This is a genomic window from Rahnella sp. ATs2 (assembly GCF_051851855.1).
Classification (GTDB): Bacteria; Pseudomonadota; Gammaproteobacteria; order Enterobacterales; family Enterobacteriaceae; genus Rahnella; species Rahnella variigena.
This window is the reverse complement of the sequence record NZ_JBLYPL010000008.1, coordinates 251171-270737: the sequence shown is the minus strand read 5'-3', so window position 1 is coordinate 270737 and position 19567 is coordinate 251171. Positions and strand designations below refer to the sequence as shown.

15 protein-coding genes, 1 tRNA gene and 2 pseudogenes are annotated in these 19567 nt (G+C 54.2%); 10 read left to right on the top strand and 8 right to left on the bottom strand.

Features of this window, described 5'->3' with window-relative positions; genetic code table 11:
* Positions 1-17: 17 nt before the first annotated feature.
* The 5 genes from ACJY2G_RS10950 to ACJY2G_RS10930 form a co-directional block, all read right to left on the bottom strand.
* Entirely contained in the window at positions 18-557 is a 540-nt protein-coding gene (locus ACJY2G_RS10950; protein WP_112289242.1) for a DUF2058 domain-containing protein, read from the bottom strand.
* A 169-nt stretch (positions 558-726) separates the two neighbouring features.
* Positions 727-1731 carry an isopenicillin N synthase family dioxygenase gene (locus tag ACJY2G_RS10945; RefSeq protein ID WP_430319664.1) on the bottom strand — a complete coding sequence of 335 codons (1005 nt, stop codon included), beginning with the start codon at positions 1729-1731 and terminating at the stop codon, positions 727-729.
* 27 nt (positions 1732-1758) lie between these two features.
* The gene (locus ACJY2G_RS10940) at positions 1759-3186 is read right to left on the bottom strand and encodes an amidohydrolase family protein (RefSeq protein ID WP_439291718.1); all 1428 of its coding nucleotides are present in this window, start codon (positions 3184-3186) and stop codon (positions 1759-1761) included.
* Positions 3187-3197: 11 nt separating this feature from the next.
* Positions 3198-4187 (bottom strand): ABC transporter substrate-binding protein, encoded by a 990-nt coding sequence (locus tag ACJY2G_RS10935; protein WP_430319666.1) that lies wholly within the window; start codon positions 4185-4187, stop codon positions 3198-3200.
* A 261-nt stretch (positions 4188-4448) separates the two neighbouring features.
* Positions 4449-5372: a LysR family transcriptional regulator gene (locus tag ACJY2G_RS10930; RefSeq protein ID WP_120163440.1), complete on the bottom strand. Its 924-nt coding sequence runs from the start codon at positions 5370-5372 to the stop codon at positions 4449-4451.
* A gap of 213 nt (positions 5373-5585) precedes the next feature.
* Here ACJY2G_RS10930 and ACJY2G_RS10925 point away from each other — a divergent pair.
* The 8 genes and pseudogenes from ACJY2G_RS10925 (at position 5586) to ACJY2G_RS10890 (ending at position 13304) form a co-directional block, all read left to right on the top strand.
* A pseudogene (locus ACJY2G_RS10925) lies at positions 5586-6560 on the top strand (PDR/VanB family oxidoreductase).
* Between the two features lie 20 nt (positions 6561-6580).
* Positions 6581-7861: pseudogene (locus tag ACJY2G_RS10920) on the top strand (cytosine deaminase).
* Complete coding sequence (locus ACJY2G_RS10915; RefSeq protein WP_112289235.1) at positions 7851-8321, top strand: RidA family protein; 471 nt, start codon at positions 7851-7853, stop codon at positions 8319-8321. Before ACJY2G_RS10920 ends, ACJY2G_RS10915 begins: the two are co-directional and overlap by 11 nt.
* A gap of 21 nt (positions 8322-8342) precedes the next feature.
* Complete coding sequence (locus ACJY2G_RS10910) at positions 8343-9224, top strand: creatininase family protein (protein ID WP_430319670.1); 882 nt, start codon at positions 8343-8345, stop codon at positions 9222-9224.
* Positions 9225-9306: 82 nt separating this feature from the next.
* The gene (locus ACJY2G_RS10905) at positions 9307-10221 is read left to right on the top strand and encodes an ABC transporter substrate-binding protein (protein WP_369964407.1); all 915 of its coding nucleotides are present in this window, start codon (positions 9307-9309) and stop codon (positions 10219-10221) included.
* Positions 10218-11045 carry an ABC transporter ATP-binding protein gene (locus ACJY2G_RS10900; RefSeq protein ID WP_120163445.1) on the top strand — a complete coding sequence of 276 codons (828 nt, stop codon included), beginning with the start codon at positions 10218-10220 and terminating at the stop codon, positions 11043-11045. Before ACJY2G_RS10905 ends, ACJY2G_RS10900 begins: the two co-directional genes overlap by 4 nt.
* Positions 11046-11049: 4 nt before the next feature.
* Entirely contained in the window at positions 11050-11865 is an 816-nt protein-coding gene (locus ACJY2G_RS10895) for an ABC transporter permease (protein ID WP_120163446.1), read from the top strand.
* A gap of 26 nt (positions 11866-11891) precedes the next feature.
* On the top strand, positions 11892-13304 hold the full coding sequence (locus ACJY2G_RS10890) for an FAD-binding oxidoreductase (RefSeq protein ID WP_430319671.1): 1413 nt from the start codon (positions 11892-11894) through the stop codon (positions 13302-13304).
* A 70-nt stretch (positions 13305-13374) separates the two neighbouring features.
* Here the strand turns inward: ACJY2G_RS10890 and katG are convergent, their stop codons facing one another.
* Together katG and ACJY2G_RS10880 are read right to left on the bottom strand one after the other, a co-directional pair.
* Positions 13375-15585, bottom strand: a complete 2211-nt coding sequence (katG, locus tag ACJY2G_RS10885) for a catalase/peroxidase HPI (protein ID WP_439291717.1) — start codon at positions 15583-15585, stop codon at positions 13375-13377.
* Between the two features lie 263 nt (positions 15586-15848).
* Positions 15849-16874, bottom strand: coding sequence for an LLM class flavin-dependent oxidoreductase (locus tag ACJY2G_RS10880; protein ID WP_132963940.1), 1026 nt, complete (start codon positions 16872-16874; stop codon positions 15849-15851).
* A gap of 264 nt (positions 16875-17138) precedes the next feature.
* On the opposite strand from ACJY2G_RS10880, the gene ACJY2G_RS10875 reads away from it, so the two are divergent.
* Positions 17139-17214 (top strand) — tRNA-Asn (locus ACJY2G_RS10875).
* Positions 17215-17511: 297 nt separating this feature from the next.
* On the opposite strand, the gene ACJY2G_RS10870 is transcribed toward ACJY2G_RS10875, so the two are convergent.
* Positions 17512-18045, bottom strand: coding sequence for a hypothetical protein (locus ACJY2G_RS10870; protein WP_430319673.1), 534 nt, complete (start codon positions 18043-18045; stop codon positions 17512-17514).
* 210 nt (positions 18046-18255) lie between these two features.
* On the opposite strand from ACJY2G_RS10870, the gene ACJY2G_RS10865 reads away from it, so the two are divergent.
* On the top strand, positions 18256-18753 hold the full coding sequence (locus ACJY2G_RS10865) for a hypothetical protein (RefSeq protein WP_439291716.1): 498 nt from the start codon (positions 18256-18258) through the stop codon (positions 18751-18753).
* The last annotated feature ends 814 nt before the right edge of the window (positions 18754-19567 follow it).

The window sequence follows — 19567 nt, the reverse complement described above, 5'->3', positions numbered from 1 at the left end:
TAAACGGGCTTTTGGTTTTACCACATCAAATCATCTGGCACTTTGAAATCTGCATACGGATCATCTTCGTCCTGCTCTTCCTGACTCAGTGCGCTGTTTAATACAATGCTGTTGGCATCACGCTGCGCGATTTTATCCGCTACGCTGGCAGGGATAATGGCGTATTCGCTCTCGCCGCTCTTTTCAGAAACCAGACGCGCAATAGCGAGACGACCGCTGATCAGCTGCGCCTGAGTGGTTTTATCCACGGCGATGCGTTTGATCAGTTTGTCGTCGGTAAAGTTGAAATCGATATTGCCTTTCGAAATGACGATTTTATTCATTTCAATCAGCTGTTTTACCTGAGCTTTATACTCTTTAGACAGCGCCGCCTGCTTCTGTTCTTCGCTCAGCTGTTTATCACGCTCAAGCTGCGCTTTTTTATTTTCTTCCACAGCCGCACGGGCTTCACGTGCCTGAACGCGTGACTTTTTTGCCGTTCTCTGCACTTTGTCCATCTTTTTGCTGCTGACTAATCCCGCTTTCAGCAACTGTTCTTGTAAGGTGAGTTTTGACATCGTTGTTTCTAAATCCGTTGAAAAATTTCAGCGATTATAACCGTAATTTTTAAGCCTATACAGGCCGGAGAACCTGAATGCTGAGTGACCGGTTCTTAGTCATCGAATTGTGCCCGATAAAAAAGCCCGCCTCAGAAAACTTCAGCGGGCTTGGGCTTACCGGTTCTGCTTATCCCTTAGCGAAGTTCGCCTGAATGCGCTGTTGCAGATAGTCTTCGGCACTGATGGCCGGATACTTCGCCTGCGGCCCCAGAATTTCGACGTCTTTATTGGCCTGACAGAAAAATGCCAGGCTGTAGCGCGCGCCCTGATATTCACCGGGCAGCGGGCTTCTGACGCGATGGAAGTTTGATGGTAACTGATCGTCGCTCCAGCGCATCAGCATGTCGCCGATGTTGCAGGTGATCACCTCTTCGCGCGGCTCGATGCTGGTCCATTGCTGGCTTTCGCTGTCTTTGCCCGGACAAACCTGCAATCCGCCCTGACCGGGACGCTGGAAAAGCAGCGTCAGGCAGTCGAAATCCGTATGCGCACCGGCGCGCCACATGCCCTGCTCCGACTGTTCGGTGGCATAGTAGTGCAGCATACGCAGCGTACTCTGGTAGGTTTGCTCGTCCGGATTGTGCGCCTGCTCGAAAAAGTGCTCCGGGAAGCCCAGTTTTAGTGCGAAACAGGAAAGCAATTTCATGCCCAGTTGCCAGCATTGCGATTCAAAACTCAGCATCGTGTCTTTGAACGCCGGCAGTTCCTGTTCGCCTGGCCACAGCTTGTCCATCAGCGGGCGGGTGATCTGATAGGACTCTTTCTGATCCGGCGTTTTGGTTGACGGCCGCACCTGTGATTTATTCTCCCAGCCAGCGTTACGCGCCAGCGGATACTGCGCTTTTACCGCGTCGGGCAGCGAGAAGAAATCTTCCGTCATGCTGAATGCCTGACGGATATCGCTCAGTGCGATGCCGTGATTGCTCACCTGGAAGAAGCCGATTTCAACGGCTGCTTTCCACAGTTCATCGGCGATCTCACTTTTACGGTTTTCGAAATCTGACAGGTCTATGCAACGGACTTCACGGGCAAACGTCTCTTCGCCCATCGCGCCCATTCCGGCTTCTTTTTCCAGTTCCTGTAATACATAACCTGCTTTTTGAGCTGACGGTGTGTGAGTTGATTGCGTCATTATTCTTATCCTTCTTAATCAATGGGGTTAGCGCGCAGCGCGCTGTTGCAGGGTACGGACAGCAGACATCGCGTCATGGCGCATGGCGTCCAGATCCAGACCGGGGATGACATCGTTTTCGACGATCACGCGGCCATTGATCATCAGTGCCTTCAGTGAGGCGCGACCGCCACAGGCCACCGGGCCGATTGCCATGTCGTGCAGGCCGAAATAACGCGGGTCGTCGAGCCGGTAAATGGCGATATCCGCCAGCATGCCGGCCTGCACGGTGCCGCTCTGTTGCAGACCGAGGATCTGCGCCCCGCCCGCGCTGCCCCAGCGAACCACATCTTCGATGGATGCCGCATCGCCGCCGCCCTCAAAAGTGCCGCCGTCATAGCGCGGTGTCGCCAGCATGCCTTTCCGGGCGCGCTGTAACAGCCACGCGGCATGCGTTTCACTTTGCATGTCGGCGGCTTCGTTGGATGCCGCGCCGTCTACGCCCAGCGAAACCGGCACGCCCGCCTGTTCCAGCGCCAGCAGGTCGGCGATGCCGCTGCCCAGACGTCCGTTGCTTTGCGGACAGTGCGCAATGCCGGTGCGGGTCTGTCCCAGCATGGCGATCTCCTGCGGCAGTAACTTAACCAGATGCGCAAACCAGACGTCGTCCCCCAGCCAGTCGTGTTCGGCGCAAAACTGCACCGGCGTCATGTCGAATCTGTCACGCGCTGCATCGAGATAATCCACCGTTTCCGACAGATGGCTGTGCAGGCGGATCCCTAAACTGCGCGCCAGTTTGGCCATTTCGCGCAACTGCGCGCCGGGCGCAGAATGCAGCAAGGTAGTCGGTGCCATGACCACGCGGCGCAGCGACGTCGGTTTCGGATCGTGATAACGCCCCACCAGCCGTTCCATGTCGGCCATGTAATCATCGAAATTTTCCGGTCGCAGCGCCTGCGGTAAATCTTTCTCAATCGCCCGCCCGTGCGTTGCGCCACCACGGCATAAGACAATGCGCATTCCCAGCGCTTCCCCTTCGCTGAACAGAATTTCCGAGGTATCAAACGGCATATCCGGCCAGTAAAGGTAATTATGATCCGCCACCGTCGCGCAACCGGAACGCAGCAACTCTGTCAGGCCGATACGTACCGCGAGACGGAATGTGGATTCATCGAACGTGGCGCGAAAGCGATAAGGTGTGGCGCTTAACCACGCGGTCAGGCTTTTGTTCAGCCCCTGAGGTTCGCCTTTCAGTAATGACTGAAACAGATGATGGTGAGTGTTGACCCACGCCGGATACACCACGCAGTCGCGGGCATCAACCAGCCGTTCGTCCGGCAATGCCGTCAGGGAGCCCATCGCCTCAATCACGCCATGACGCACACGAATATCCGGCCCGGCGTGACGCGCTGCGTCGCCCGGAAGCCCGGTCAGAATGGCGTGAGCATTTTTAATCAGTAAAGAGTCAGATGACATCGCAACGCTCCTCATGGTTTAACCTGCATGTGCTCAACAAATTCGGTGGTATACGCCTGCTTCCAGTCGGTATCTGCGTTTAGCAGTTTGGCGTTGACCATGAAATCGCGGGTTTTCTGCCAGCGCGCTTCGGTCATGGTGCCCCAGCCCTGCGTCGCCGCATCGCCGCCGTCAATCAGGTGATGCTCTTTGATTTGCTGAACGCCCCAGGCCAGCAGGTCGTCAGTCATCTTCGGGTTATCCTTTTTGATCAGCGCGTTACCGGCTGACGGGTTTTGCAGATAACTCACCCAGCCTTCCATTGATGCCTGCACAAATTTCGCCATTGCCTCTTTGCGGCTGCTGATAAGATCAGGACGGGTGATCAGAATGCCGCCATAAGGCGGATAGCCGTGCTCAGAGAACAGGAAGAAATTGGATTTCACACCTGCCTTTTGCGCCTGAAACACTTCAGAGCTGACGTACGCCTGCTGCGCCACGTTATCGTCCGCGACAAAAGGCTGAATATTGAAGGTGTACGGGCGAACCTGAGAATCGCTGAGCTGATAGCGCGCTTTAAGCCACGGCCACCAGGTCGATTGCCCGGAGCTGGAAACGAGAATAGTTTTGTCTTTCAGGCCGTCGAGCGACGTCACGGAGGCGTGGGTCAGTAATCCCTGCGGGTCGAACTGGAAGGGAGCCGCGATGGCTTTGGCCTGAAAACCGCGCTGCACCGATTCGAGCAACTGAAGGTCATAACCGATAATCACGTCAGCGCGTTTGGATAACAGCAACTGCATGCCGTTAATCTGCGGGCCACCGGACTGAATGCTGACATCCAGCCCGTAACGTTTGTAAATGCCCGTCGCCAGCGCCTGATAATAGCCGCCCTGTTCAGCCTGCGCGTACCAGGAAGTCAGCAGCGCGATTTTCTCATCGGCCTGCGCCGACAGTGAGAAAGCACCAGCAATCAGCGTGCTCAGCACGCAGCAAGACAGGGGAATGCGGGAAATTGACTTCATTGCTCCTCTCCTAATCATCGCCGGAGGGAGGATAAGCAAACGCGGCTCAGCCCCCCTGACCGGCTCAAAATGAACCGCGAAATGGTTGCTGAGCAATGTCCCGCGCAGTTGCCTGCACTGACCGCTTCTACTCACTTCTAACTATACAAAAACGATGCCAACTTCGCAGATGCGCTTTCCCTGCGCCTTGTCGGGATAATTACGTCTCACGCCCTGCAACCTTTGATTCATCACAGAGCGTGAGGCACCAAAAGCGTGCAATCAGTGCCGTTCACGCCCCGCCGTTTGGATCTGGCTGAATAACATCTCCAGTTGTTTGAGCATCATCGAAGCGGCAAGAGAAAGCTGCCGTGAAGGGGCAACGCACAGGGACAGCGTGAAGGTTTTTAATTGCGGATCGGTCAGCGGAATAAACTGCAACTCGTCGCTTTCCACTTCATCCATGATATCGAGCCAGCACAGAATGCCGATGCCCATTTTCTCTTTAATCAGCGAACGGATCATGTGGATGTTATTGGACACCGCGACTTCGCGAACCCTGTCACCGTTGATATTCATCAGCGCCTGCACCGGTTCGGCCAGCATCAGCGGTGCGGCGGGCAGGATAAACGGATATTCCATGCACTGATTGAAACGCACGCCGCTTCTGTCGCCCAGCGGATGCCCTTTGGGCACCACAATGCCCAGCTCAATTTCGGCGAAAGCGCGCACCTGCAACTCACGGGAACTTTGCGGATTCAGCATCAGTCCGAAGTCAGCATCGCCGGACATCAGCGCCTGCTGAATATCCACGTTATTCATAGTGGTCAGCGTGAACGAAATATTCGGATAATCGACGTGCACTTTTTTGAGCATCGACGAGAAAAATTGCCGGTTGATGGCATCAATGGTGGCAATCCGTACGTGCCCGCGCCGCAACCCGCGCAGATCGTCGAGCTGTTCCAGAACACGCGAAAAATCCTTTTTCCAGTTATTGGCAGAATGCAGCAACAGCTCCCCCGCCGCCGTCAGCCGTAAACCTGTGGGATGACGTTCAAACAGCGGCATCGCCAGTTCCTTTTCAACCCGCAATATCTGCCGGTCAATTGACGATGCGGCAACATGCAGGGTTTCGGACGCCTTACGAAACGATCCCTGACGGGCAACCTCGGTGAAGTACAGCAAAAATCGGGAGAATGCGAACATAGGGAGTGCTCTCTTTTATGCAACGGGATGTGCGAATCAAAGCGCTGGACGCAACAGTTTTATAACAATAACGTAGCTTTCAATGCAACGGGAACAATCGTTTCACCGCTTAACAGCCCGGCTCTGCGCAGTAATGTACTTAAGACAGCGGGTTATGCGGTGAACGGATCGATGCCCCCTTTTATGAATGATTCATCAGAGAAAATACGGTAAATGACGATGAAAGATGCCGGATTAATTCCTGTCATAATTAAAACTGTGAAGTTAAATGGTGCGGGAAATATTTCCTTGCAGCTTATTTCGCAGGAAGGAAATCTATTTCCGCCTTATTCTCCCGGCGCACACATTGACGTTTTTATTCCGGAACTCGGTCCGCGGTAATATTCTCTTTGCGGTGAAAACGGCAACGGGGAGTATTACGAAATCTGCGTGAAACTGGCGGAAGACTCCACCGGCGGCTCGCACTTTATTCATCATCATTTTCGCCCCGGCGACAGCCTGACCATTTCGGCACCGCGCAATCATTTCCCTTTGTCCGACGCCGGTAAATATCTCTTCTTTGCCGGTGGTATCGGCATCACGCCGCTGCTGGCAATGGCGGAATATATTGCAAATCAACAGATTGAATTTGAACTGCATTACTTTGTTTCAGACAGTGAACACATCGCGTTTCTGCTGCGCTTAACTGCGCCCGCCTTAGCGAAAAATGTCTTTATACATGACAGCAGCGCAAACGATTCCCTGCGCCATAACACGCCGCTGAGTTTATGTCAGCCGGATGAGAATACGCGGGTAGTGGCCTGTGGCCCGGACGGATTTATTCAGCGCCTTGAAGACATTATGCGCACCCATCACTGGCAGGAAAATCAATTATCTTTCGAGCGGTTCAGTAATGCGAATATTGATAAGGATGCAGAAAATCAGGCATTTCATATCCAGCTTAACTCCACCGGGCAACGTTATTTAGTCGGCCCGAAACAGAGCATTGCTGAAGTCTTATTAAGCGCCAGAGTCGATATTATGCTGTCGTGCGAACAGGGTATTTGCGGTTCCTGTATTACTGACGTGATCGACGGTATTCCCGATCACCGCGACTGCGTGCTGACAGATGAAGAGAAAGCGGAGAACACGCAAATAACGCTGTGCTGTTCGCGATCCAAAAGTCCCGTTCTGGTTCTCGACCTGTAATGTCAACGCGGAGCGACACAATGAACCTACCTGATTCCGCCACACCGCTGAACGGCATTGCTAACGTTCGTCTGCCCGCGTGGCTGCTTCCCGCCGGATGGCCTTTACAGGCTCGCGAACCGGTTACGGCAGATCTGCGTTTTGACGCAGGCAAAATTGCATCCGTGACGCCTTGTCAGCCAGATCAAAATGATTTGTGGAACGCGCACGGCACACTGGCGCTGCCGGGGCTGATTGAACCCCACGCACATCTCGATAAAACCTTCACCATTGCCCGCAGCCGCCCGTCGACACCCGGTCTGCTGGCGGCAATTGAAACCCTGCATCAGGATCGTCAGCACTGGACGGCGGATGATTTGCGTCAGCGTGCCCGCAAGGGTCTGGCGTGGGCAGCCGCGAATGGTGTGACCCGTTTACGCACCCACATTGACTGGTTCGACGTGGCTCCGCCGCTGGCCTGGCTGGAGCTGGGCGAGATGCCGCACACGGGCGTCACACTGGAACGGGTGGCACTGGCACCGCTGAGCTTTTTCGCCGACGCCGGTGCGGCTGACCGCATTGCCCGCGCAGTCGCAGAAAGCGGAAAGCATTGTCTGCTCGGTGGATTTATCCACTCCTCAAACTGGGATCCGGCGGCGATGCGCAATCTGATGCAAAGTGCCTCACGCTGGAAACTGAATCTGGATTTGCATATCGACGAAGAGCTTTCGCCGGTGGCGCACGGCCTGAGCTGGCTGGCTGATTACCTGTCACAAACTGATTTCAGCAGCCACATCTGTTGCAGCCACGGCTGTGCGCTGGCTTCGGGCAGTGAACAACAGGCGCAGGAGATTCTGAGTTTGCTGGCGGCGCAGCGCGTCACCCTGATTGCGCTGCCGATGACCAACCTGCTGTTACAGGATGCCGTCACCGGCCGCACGCCGCGCCAGCGCGGCATCACCCTGCTGAAAGAAGCGCAGACGGCGGGCGTTCCGCTGCTGCTCGGCTGCGATAACGTGCAGGACGCTTTTTGTCCGGCGGGCAGTTATGACCCGCTGGATACGCTGACCTGCGCCCTGTTCGCGCTTCAGCTGGATGACGTTTTTGATCAGCAGTCACGGCTTATTTGCGATGTCGCCGCCCTGACCGGTGATGATCAGGGCGGACTGCCGCTTTCTCCCGGCAGTGATGCCAGTCTGGTTCTCTTTCCGGGCAGCGACAGCCTGACCTGGCCTTAACACAGCGCAGCCCGCCTGGTTATCCGCCACGGCAGGCTGACCCACCAACGCACCTGGAATCAGGAGTTATCCCATGAGTCTTGAAGCGGGAGCGGGCAAACCGCTCGCCAGATATGCAGCATGGCGTCGCGCCGGTGATTTCGTTTTTCTCTCCGGCATCATTCCCGTCAACCCGCAGACAGCAACAATCGTGCGTGGTTTTCAGGATATCCCCGCCGAAGCGCGGCTGCTGCTGGGCGAAACCGGCGAATTCTCCACCGATGCCAAACAGGGGCCGATCCTCGCCCAAAGCTGGTATGTGCTGGAAAGCATCCGCCACACCATTGAAGACGCGGGCGGGCAAATGAGCGATGTGATCAAACTGGTGCAGTATTTTCGCAATCTCGATCACTTCCCGTATTACAGCCGGGTCAGAAAACTTTTTTATCCCGGACAACCGCCGGTTTCCACCGTGGTGCAGGTCAGTGAAATGCTGCCAGATGCCGGGGTGCTGATTGAAGTCGAAGCCACTGCGTGGTTACCGCAATCCCGCTCAACCCAATAATGTCAGACCACGAGGCACAGCATGATTAACGGCTATATTCCTGCAAATCGTTTTCTCCCTTTTCTGAGCTGGACGGCCATCGCTGCCCTGCCTGATAAAGCCAATACGGTGATCGTCCTGCCGACCGGCGCGATTGAGCAACACGGGCCGCATCTGCCGTGTTCGGTGGACAGCGTGATCTCCTCCGGTGTGGCGGGTCACGCGCTGGCGCGGCTGGCAAAAGATATTCCGGCTTACGCCATTCCTCCGATCACCTACGGAAAATCTGACGAACACCTGAATTTCCCCGGTACGCTGACCTTAACCGGCGACACGCTGTTGCAGACGATTTTAGAAATTGCCGAATCGCTGTACCGCGCGGGATTCCGCAAGCTGCTGATGATTAACGGTCACGGCGGACAACCGCAGGTGCTGCAAATGGCCTCGCGGGAAATGCGCCTGCGTCACGGCGACATGATCATGATCCCGCACGACGTGTTCCGCGTGCCGAATGTCGAAAACCAGTTCCTGAGTCCGCTGGAGCAAAAAATGGCGATGCACGCCGGTCACAGCGAAACAGCGGTGATGCTGGCGCTGGCACCGGAATGTGTCCACATCGAACACGCGGTCGCTAATTATCCGCCGGAGTTCCCATGCCCGACGCTGTCATCAGGCCGTCCTGCCGCCGCCTGGGCTTCCTATGATTTTGGTCCGAGTGGCGTGATCGGCGACCCGACCGGCGCGACCGCTGAACAGGGTCATGCAATCCTTGATTCGCTGGCGGCAAGCTGGGCGCAGGCGATCACCGAAATCCATCACATGCAATGGAAAGCACGCAGTGAGCCTACCTGGGGAAAACACCACTGGAACGGCTTTGTGCAAACCAGCTTCACTCCTCCTTCGTCTTCTCTGGCCTCTGAATAAAGGAATTCTCACGATGAAAACACAGCGTCCCTTCACTTACAGCCTGCTGGCCGTGCTGCTGGCCGGGGTTTCCACCTCCGGCATGGCGGAAGAGAAATTTACCTTTCTGACCAACTGGTACGCGCAGGCGGAGCATGGCGGTTTTTACGAGGCACAGGCCAAAGGGTTGTACAAAACTGCCGGGCTGGATGTCAGCATCAAAATGGGCGGCCCGCAGGTTAACGTGATGCAACTGATGGCCGCCGGACAGGCTGACTGTACGCTCGGCGACAACGGTCAGGCGCTGGAAACCTGGCAGGCAGGCGTACATGCGGTCACTGTGGCAACAGTGTTCCAGCATTCGCCGACGGTGTTTATCAGCCATGACAAAGTGGAGAAAGGTCAGGCGCTGAAAGACAAAACCTTCCTGCTGGCGACCGAGGCTTATACCTCTTTCTGGCCGTGGGCGAAGAGTGAACTGGGGCTGGGAAGCGCCAAAATCCGCCCTTACACCTTCAGCGTGCAGCCCTTCCTGGCGGACAATAATCTGGTGCAACAGGGGTATGTCACCTCCGAGCCTTTCTCGATCGAAAAAGGCGGCAAACCGTTCTACGTCTACATGCTCAGCGACTGGGGTTATCCGCCGTACGGCAACTCGATTATCTGCATGGCGGATACCGTTAAAAAACGTCCGGCTGCGGTGGCGGCTTTCGTGAAAGCCTCGATGCAGGGCTGGAAAGAATATTTGCAGGATCCGACCGCGGGCAACCAGCTAATTACCCAGGCCAACCCGCGTATGGGAGCCGACCAGATTGCCTTCGGTATCGCGCAGATGAAGAAGTATGAGCTGGTGACCGGCGGCGACGCGCAAACCAGCGGTATCGGCATCATCACAGAACCACGTCTGAAAAAGACCTGGGACATGCTGGTGAAAAACAAACTGATCGACGCGGATAAAGTGCCGTTTGAGCAGACTTATACCCTGGACATGATCAAAGACGCGAAGGTAATGCCATGAATTCAGCCCCCAAACTGACCGTGATGAGCGATGTCCGCTCAGCCAATCCTCCGCCGGTTCCGGCTATCGAAGTGCTGTCGGCGGAGAAAATTTACAGCAACGGCACGCGCGCTCTTTTGCCGGTCAATCTGACCATCAATCAGGGCGAATTCGTCACCCTGCTCGGCCCGTCGGGATGTGGCAAAAGTACACTGCTGAAGATGGTCGCCGGGCTGACGGAACCCAGCGACGGCAAGCTGGTGCTGTGGCGGCGCGACAGCCGGGAAAAAACACAGGTGCCGCTGTCGTTCGTGTTTCAGGAAGCCACGCTGATGCCGTGGAGCAATGTGCAAAATAACGTGCGCCTGCCGCTGGATCTCGCCGGTGTTCCCCGCGCCGAAGCCAACACCCGCGTCAGTGAGGCGCTGGAACTGGTCGGTCTGGGTAAATTTGCCAGCGTCCTGCCACGCGAATTGTCGGGCGGTATGCAGATGCGCGTGTCGATTGCCCGCGGGCTGGTGACGCGTCCGAAACTGCTGCTGATGGATGAACCCTTTGGCGCGCTGGATGAAATCACCCGCAACAAGCTCGACAGCGATCTGCTGCGCCTGTGGCGGGAACAGGGGCTGACGGTGGTGTTCGTCACCCACTCGATCCACGAAGCGGTGTTTCTTTCGCAGCGGGTGATCATGATGGCTGCCCGTCCGGGGCGCGTGGTGGAAGATATCGCCATTACCGAACCCTTCCCGCGCAGCGAAGATTTCCGCGTCAGTCCGGCGTTTTCACGCTATGCGAAGCAGTTACAAGACAGCCTGCTGCAAGCCAGCCAATCGGGTATGGAGTAACGGTATGCAAACTCAAAAAGCTTCTCCGTGGATCAACAACCCCACGTTTCGCAAAGTGCTGTATCCGGCGGTGGTCGCCGTGGTGGTGATTTTACTGTGGCAGGGTTGGGTGAGCTATTTCAAAATCCCCCAGTTTCTGGTGCCTTCACCGGTGGTGATGCTGCAAAGCCTGTGGACCAATCTGGGTTCGCTGATGATGTCGCTGCTGTTTACGCTGAAAATCACCCTGATCTCGTTTTTGCTCTCGATCGTCATCGGTTCGTTAGTGGCTTTCGTGCTGGTGCAGAACCGTTTTGTGGAAACCGCACTGTTCCCGTACATCGTGTTTTTGCAGGTGACGCCGATCGTGGCCATCGCGCCGCTGATCATCATCTGGGTCAAGGACACCACGCTGTCGCTGGTGGTGTGTTCGACACTGATGGCGGTGTTCCCGATTATTTCAAATACCACGCAGGGACTGCGCAGCGTATCACCGGGCCTGCTGAGTTATTTCCAGCTGAACCACGCCAGCCGCCTGCAAATTCTTATCCGTTTACGCATTCCTTCTGCCCTGCCGTATTTTTTCGGCGCGCTGCGCATTTCCAGCGGCTTGTCGCTGATCGGTGCCGTAGTGGCTGAATTCGTGGCGGGCACCGGCGGCAATAACACCGGTCTGGCCTATCAGATATTGCAGGCGGGATATCAGCTGGACATTCCGCTGATGTTTGCCGCGCTTCTGCTCATTTCACTCACCGGTATCGCCCTGTTTGGCGTGATGTCGTGGATTTCGAAACGCGTCCTCAGCGCGTGGCATGAAAGCGAAGCCGTGCAATCTCATTAATCTCATTTAATTCAGGCAGGAAGAATATGAACAGTGAACAACGTCAGCACGCGCTTGCCCTGATTCAGCAGGCGCTTCCCGATCTCGACTGGACTTTGCAGGCGACAAAGGTCAAACGCCTTTCGCGCGATTTTCACTGGTTCAGTCCCGTTCTCAAACAGCAGCTGGAAGATAAACAGGCCGATGCGGTGGTCAGGCCGCGCAGTGAAGAAGAGCTGATTTTGCTGGTGAAAGCCTGCGTTCAGCACCAGTTACCGCTGATTTTGCGCGGTGGCGCGACCGGCAACTACGGCCAGCTGGTGCCGCTGGAAGGCGGCATTCTGGTGGATATGACCGGCTTTAATCAGGTTTGCGAACTGGCTGACGGCGTGGTGCGGGCTCAGGCGGGGATCCGGCTGGCAGAGATTGAAACCCTGACCCGTCCGGCAGGCTGGGAGCTGCGCTGTATGCCCTCCACTTACCGGCTCGCCAGCCTCGGCGGCTTGTACGGCGGCGGTTTTGGCGGTATCGGCTCAATCAACTACGGCCCGCTCGGCGCGCCGGGCAATGTGCTCAGCGTTAAAGTCATGACCATGGAAGCCGAACCGCGCATTTTGCATGTTCCTGCCCCGCAGGCGCTGCTGCTGCATCACGCTTACGGCAGCAACGGCATCGTGCTCGAGGTTGAACTGGCGCTGGCACCGGTTCATCAGTGGATTGAACGGCTGGACGTTTTCGATGATTTTACCGATGCCCTGGATTACGCCAACGCCTTTGCCCGTTCGCCGGGGCTGGTCAAACGCCAGCTGGCGCTGTTCGCCGCGCCGATCCCGTCATACTTCAGCCATCTGAACGGACATTATCAGACCAGCCAGCACGCGGTGATCAGCGTGATTGCGCAGGAAAGCGAAGGTTTTTGCGCCTCTCTGCTGGAAAAATACCGCGGCCACAGTGCCGTGCGGCAGTCAGCCGTAGAAGCGCGCGAGGCCAATGCGTCGCTGATGGAATATTGCTGGAACCACACCACCTTGCACGCGCTGAAAATCGACAGCACCCTGACCTATTTACAGACGGCGTTTAATTACACGAACTATCGCCAGCAGATTATCGATATGGCGAATTTATTTGGCGATGAAGTTATTTCGCATATTGAGTTCCTGCGCGACAATGACGGAAATATAACCGCCAGTGGTTTACAATTAGTACGTTATTCCACCGAAGAAAGATTGAACGAAATAATGACAATCTTCCGTGATAATGACGTAAAAATAAATAACCCGCATGTTTATCAAATTGAAGATGGCAAACAGGGCGAAATTAAACCTGACGTCGTTTCGGTTAAAAAGTGCCTTGATCCCAGTGGGTTACTCAACCCCGGTAAGCTCCGTGGCTGGGATGTCCGCGACACCCTGATATTAGATAGCAATCCTCTTTTATTGAATGAATGTATGAATGAATGAAAAAAAGCCCGCTTAACAACATTAAGCGGGCTTTTTGCTTTCAAACGATGTGTTCAGAGCATAGTTCAGATCAAAGCTCGAATCTGTCCAGATTCATCACTTTGGTCCACGCCGCGACAAAGTCTTTCACGAACTTCTCTTTGGCGTCATTGCTGGCATAAACCTCAGCGTTGGCACGTAATATGGCATTCGAGCCAAACACCAGATCGGCACGCGTGGCGGCGAATCTGACTTCTCCGCTGACACGATCACGGCCTTCGAAACGTTCGCCGGTGCTATCCGTCGGTTTCCATTCGGTACGCATATCCAGCAGATTCGCGAAGAAATCGGTGTTCAGTTCACCGGTGTTTTCCGAGAACACGCCCAGATTACTGCCGTCGTAGTTAGCCCCCAGCGCACGTAATCCGCCCACCAGCACCGTTAATTCCGGCACGGTCAGGGTCAGTTGCTGCGCCTTGTCGATCAGCAGATTCTCCGTCGAGGTATTGGCTGATTCACCGCGGTAGTTTCGGAAACCGTCGGCTTTTGGTTTCAGCAATTCGAACGACTCAACATCCGTCTGATCCTGACGCGCATCCACACGACCTGGCGTAAATGGCACTTCGATATCAACGCCAGCCGCTTTCGCCGCCTTTTCAACGCCGACCACACCGGCCAGCACGATCACATCCGCCAGTGACACTTTCTGCACGGACTGCTGGATAGATTCCAGAGCCGGCAGCACGCGGGCTGCAACGGCATTCACGTCCCAGTCTCTTTGCGGACGCAGCGCCAGACGCGCACCGTTCGCGCCTCCGCGTTTGTCGCCGCCACGGAAGGTTGACGCCGACGCCCACGCCACTGACACCAGTTCACTGACGCTCAGATCCGACGCGGCAATTTTCTCTTTCAGTTGCGCGATATCCGCACCTGTCGGGTGATACACCGGAACCGGCAACGGATCCTGCCAGATGAGATCTTCTTTCGGCACTTCCGGTCCGATATAACGGGCTTTTGGTCCCATATCGCGGTGGGTCAGTTTGTACCATGCGCGGGCAAAGGCTTCGTTAAAGGCCTGCGGATCGCCGTGGAAACGGCGGGAAATCTTCTCGAACTCCGGGTCAAAACGCAGCGTCAGGTCAGTCACCAGCATGGTCGGTTTGCGTTTTTTCGACGTATCGAACGGATCAGGAATAATATCCGGCGCATCGGCGGCTTCGAACTGAATCGCACCGGCCGGACTGCGGGTCTGCACCCACTCGTATTTGAACAGGTTCTCGAAGAAGTAATTGCTCCACTGCGTCGGAGTCTGCGACCAGATGACTTCCAGACCAGAGGTGATGGCATCCGCGCCGACGCCGCTGCCGTGGCTGCTTTTCCAGCCCAGACCTTGTGATTCAATCGGTGCGGTTTCAGGGTCAACACCCACCTGATCGGCAGGGCCTGCGCCGTGCGTTTTACCGAGTGTGTGACCACCGGCAATCAGCGCGACGATCTCTTCATCGTTCATGCCCATATTGCCGAACGTGGCACGAATGGCCGGCGCAGCGGAAGCCGGATCACCACTGTGGTTCGGGCCTTCCGGGTTGACGTAAATCAGCCCCATTTCCGTAGCGCCCAGCGGTGATTTCGCCAGTTCCTCAGGATGACGATGTTCCAGCCAGGTGGTTTCGTCGCCCCAGTTAATGTCCTGATCCGGTTCCCAGACGTCTTCACGCCCGGCACCAAAACCGAAGGTGCGGAAACCGGAGTTTTCCAGCGCCACGTTACCCGCCAGAATATACAAATCTGCCCAGGAGATTTTCTGACCGTATTTTTGTTTCACCGGCCATAACAGACGGCGTGCTTTATCCAGACTCACGTTATCCGGCCAGGAGTTGAGTGGCGCGAAACGTTGCTGGCCGCGACCTGAACCGCCGCGCCCGTCAACAGAGCGATAAGTTCCGGCGCTGTGCCATGCAAGACGAATGAACAGACCGATATAACTGCCCCAGTCCGCCGGCCACCAGGGCTGCGACGCAGTGAGCACGCCTTTGAGGTCGGCTTTTAATGCGGAATAATCCAGTTTTGCGAATTCTTTGCGGTAATCGAAAGTTTCGCCCAACGGGTTTGAGCGATTTGAGTGCTGGTTCAGCAGGTCAACCCTGAGCTGGTTAGGCCACCAGTCACGATTATTGGTCCCGCCGCCAGAGGCTTTATTGGTGTTTCCTTCATGGAAAGGACATTTACCGGCACTGGCTTCTCTGTCTGCTTCAACAATTGGCTTTGCGTCGTTTGCTTCTTCATCAATAGAACTGCTCATGCTCACACTCCTGTTATGTAGTCTCATTGCTACTCTATACGCGGTTTTAAACAACTCACATCTGAATCACCCTATGTATTTGATAGACTTTGCCTTAGGACTTATGTGCGATTTTTGCGTGTTTAATCACCAAAATGTTTTTTGCTCTGATTATAGAATAGCCACTTAATCGCCGGGGCTTCTTTGCGAGTGTCGCAAAATGAAAAAAGCCCGCCTGAGTTTCCAAAGGCGGGCTTTTGTTTTCTTAAAACTTTCTTCAGCGGTTACTCACGCCAGCCCATCGCAGGCGCAACGTGTTTGAGAATCGATTCAATCACATGCACGTTGTAATCCACGCCGAGCTGATTCGGCACGGTGAGCAATAACGTATCGGCTTCGGCAATCGCTTCATCCTTTTTGAGCTGTTCGATCAAAAACTCAGGAGAAGCCGCGTAGCTGCGTCCGAAAATTGCCCGGGTTTTCTCGTCGAGGAAACCGACCTTATCGCCGTCATTACTGCTGCCGCCGAAATAAGCACGGTCGCGGTCATCCATCAGGGCAAAAATGCTGCGACTGACCGATACCCGTGGCGTACGCGTGTGTCCCGCTTCGGCCCAGGCTTCGCGATAGGCGCGAATTTGTTTCGCCTGCTGAATATGGAATGGCTCGCCGGTTTCGTCATCTTTCAGCGTCGAGCTTTGCAGATTCATCCCCAGTTTCGCCGCCCATACGGCAGTGGCGTTCGAACCCGCGCCCCACCAGATACGATCCCGCAAGCCTTCAGAATGCGGTTCCAGACGCAACATTCCCGGTGGATTTGGAAACATCGGTTGCGGATTCGGTTTCGCAAAACCTTCGCCACGCAGCGCATCCAGCAGCACTTCGGTGTGACGCCGCGCCATATCCGCTTCCGTCTCCCCTTCTGCCGGTTGATAGCCAAAATAGCGCCAGCCGTCGATCACCTGTTCCGGCGAACCACGGCTGATACCCAGCTGTAAACGCCCGCCGGAGATCAGATCCGCCGCGCTGGCGCTTTCCGCCATATACAGCGGATTTTCGTAACGCATATCGATAACGCCGGTGCCGATCTCAATCTTGCTGGTCTTCGCGCCGACCGCCGCCAGCAGCGGGAACGGTGAAGCGAGCTGACGGGCAAAATGATGCACGCGGAAATACGCGCCGTCCGCGCCCAGTTCTTCGGCTGCGACAGCCAGATCGATAGATTGCAGCAACGCATCCGCCGCCGAGCGGGTGCCTGACTGAGGCGACGGTGTCCAGTGACCAAATGATAAAAACCCAATATTTTTCATCGTAAATGCATCCTCAAAGTGCGCAAAGCGATGTGCCAGCCCGCTCGTTTGAGGACTGGCGCAATGATACGTTTACTTTACGCGCCTCAGGATGAGAATAAATATCAGTTGTTTAACAAAGCGGTTCAGTTTATTTGAAGGACATGGGTCATTTTTGCTTATTTTTTAGTAACCTGAACAAAAACTCTCCCATCGAAACGCAGAAGTAAAAAAACCGTTGCTCCCGACTTCATCCCCCGTTATTATGCGCCCCGTTCACACGATTCCTCTGTAGTTCAGTCGGTAGAACGGCGGACTGTTAATCCGTATGTCACTGGTTCGAGTCCAGTCAGAGGAGCCAAATTTAGAGAAGCCCGCCTAAGGAAACTTAGGCGGGCTTTTTGTGTTTGGCTTTTTGGAACGGCGGTTATGAGCGAGGGGCGGTCGTTGACTATGTATGAATAGAGAAGGAGATAGCAGATCGTCTGAAAGCAGATGAAATAAGTCCAGAGCGTGGCGGCGAACTAAATCATAGAGTGGTCATGAGTAGGAAAAGTCGCCTGAAGAAGTGGGGGCTACTTGGACTAATTGTCGGATATGGTTAAGTGATAGCCCGGCTATCAACCGGGAATTGATTTATGCTTTCGCACCTCCATTATCAACGTTCGTAAATTGTCCCGTTCGGGCGCATGTACATACCATCACTCAGATAAACGTCTTCGCCATCCTCAACACAAAGGTCAGAATAAATATCGACCATGCCAGGTTCGACAATATTCGTCGAAATCCCATGAGCATCGAAGAGCTCAAAGAAGCGAGTGACCCATTCCTCGTTGACCTCATCTTGTATAGTTTTGCCGTGATCTATAGTAATGGAAAACATGGAGATGCACTTATTCTGAAAGCGGTCTACTTTATTCTCAGGTTGAAGATGATTTTCTTGGGCTAACGTCTCAGCGACCGAAAAAAGGAGCTTCTGGTTTACTGGCAGCTTGTATCCGATAGTCAAACCCCCCCCTATGCGAATTCTCTCTTCGGGCCTCGTTGGTGTCTGCACTTCAAAAGAATTACCATCATCATTTTGAGCTAAAAAGCGGACGAAAACCGTGTCTCCACGGACTAACATCCAATCCTTTCCATGTTTTGGTTTCATTGCTTTAACTATCTGCGGCTGTAATGCTGACATGCTCATGGTGTGAGATACCGAAAAGAAAAACATGAAAGAGATTATACCGACTAGAGTGTTTTTTTATAGCTCCGCGACTCTTGGCGAGCATCACAGAAAATGATGCTTCAAGCCAATGTCCGCTCCTGCCACATACCCGCCCAAAAGGATGTTATTGGGCTACTGTGAGCGATAATCTGTTGTGCTATATGACGCTTTCTAAGGAGCATGCAAAATATGTTCGACCATTCTACCCACCCCGAAGTCGCCGAATGGTTTGCAAGGTTCGGTGTCGCCGAGGTGTCATATAGCGGGTGTTCCGTCGACCTGACCAACGAACCACCTGAGCACTGGTTTTACAAGCGCAACAAGTTGCGGCCTGAAAGCATGAAACTGGAGTTGCGCATCCCATCTAACGGGAACTGGTTGGTCGATCTATCGCGTCATGACAATCTGTTCAACATTCAGTGGCGCCCGAATGATGACTTGCGCATCGAGTCGGCACAACTGCGCTATCAAAAATTGATCAAATGGCCTCGGCTATACAGTCTCATGGATTTTCCCCTGCTGGTTGGGCAACTTGAGCAATGCCTGGATACGCACTTCCTCCGGCATGCCAATTTCGGAGCGCGCTTGCTCGAACCCGAGGCGCTGTCATGCAATTCCAAAATCCGTCAATGGTTAGCCCCCTGCGCCGACACATTTGGATGGAACAGGAAAATGCAGCCGGAGTAGCGGATATGGCGTAGCCCCCTCACCACCCCCTGGTTTATTTGGTTCCTACCCTCTGCACTTACTTCAAAAGTAAGTGCATTTATTGAATTCTTAGAAGCTGAGATACAAGCCACACGCCAAGCAATTGTCCTGCCCGGATTTCATGCCCTTATAAACATTACACAATCTTATGTATCTAGCCATTTCCGACTGAAATCCTGGCATTGAGAGTCTGAATCGTCGTCACCCCCGCTACAAACCTGCCTGTCGGCTGCTTGAATTCGGTCAGTCACTCGTCCGTTCTCTCCATAAGAAATGTCATTTTCAGTAATGGCGAAAAAATATTTTTAATCATTAATTTCAATTAATTAAAAACATCACACTGACTGATGCTGGTGAGAAAAACACGACACCCTGCGACATAACCCATTGAGATTTCATTGACTTGCCACTTGCAGCACTGCACATCTCCTCTTTTTTCGCTGCCAGATAATTCTTAATATTTTTTTATGGGTTGATTGATCTTCTTTGCTTTGTTGCTATTGTTGATTAAGTCAGCAATGACGCGCAGCGAAAACAATAATTAGCTCTCATTATGGAACACATACTCATATGAACATTTGACTGTGTTTTTTAAAAAAGGCGTGCCTGCATGTCAGGACATGTCGCTGATAATAATCATTCCACTTTGCCCCTTTGAAATATTAAGGTCTCGCAGACTATTGCCCGAAGTTATTTATGGCAACCACTGTGACACCCTGCTCCCAATATCAGGCTGAAAAAGTTTGGTTTCTGTTTATTCAACAAACTAACTTAACAATGATTCAATCATTGT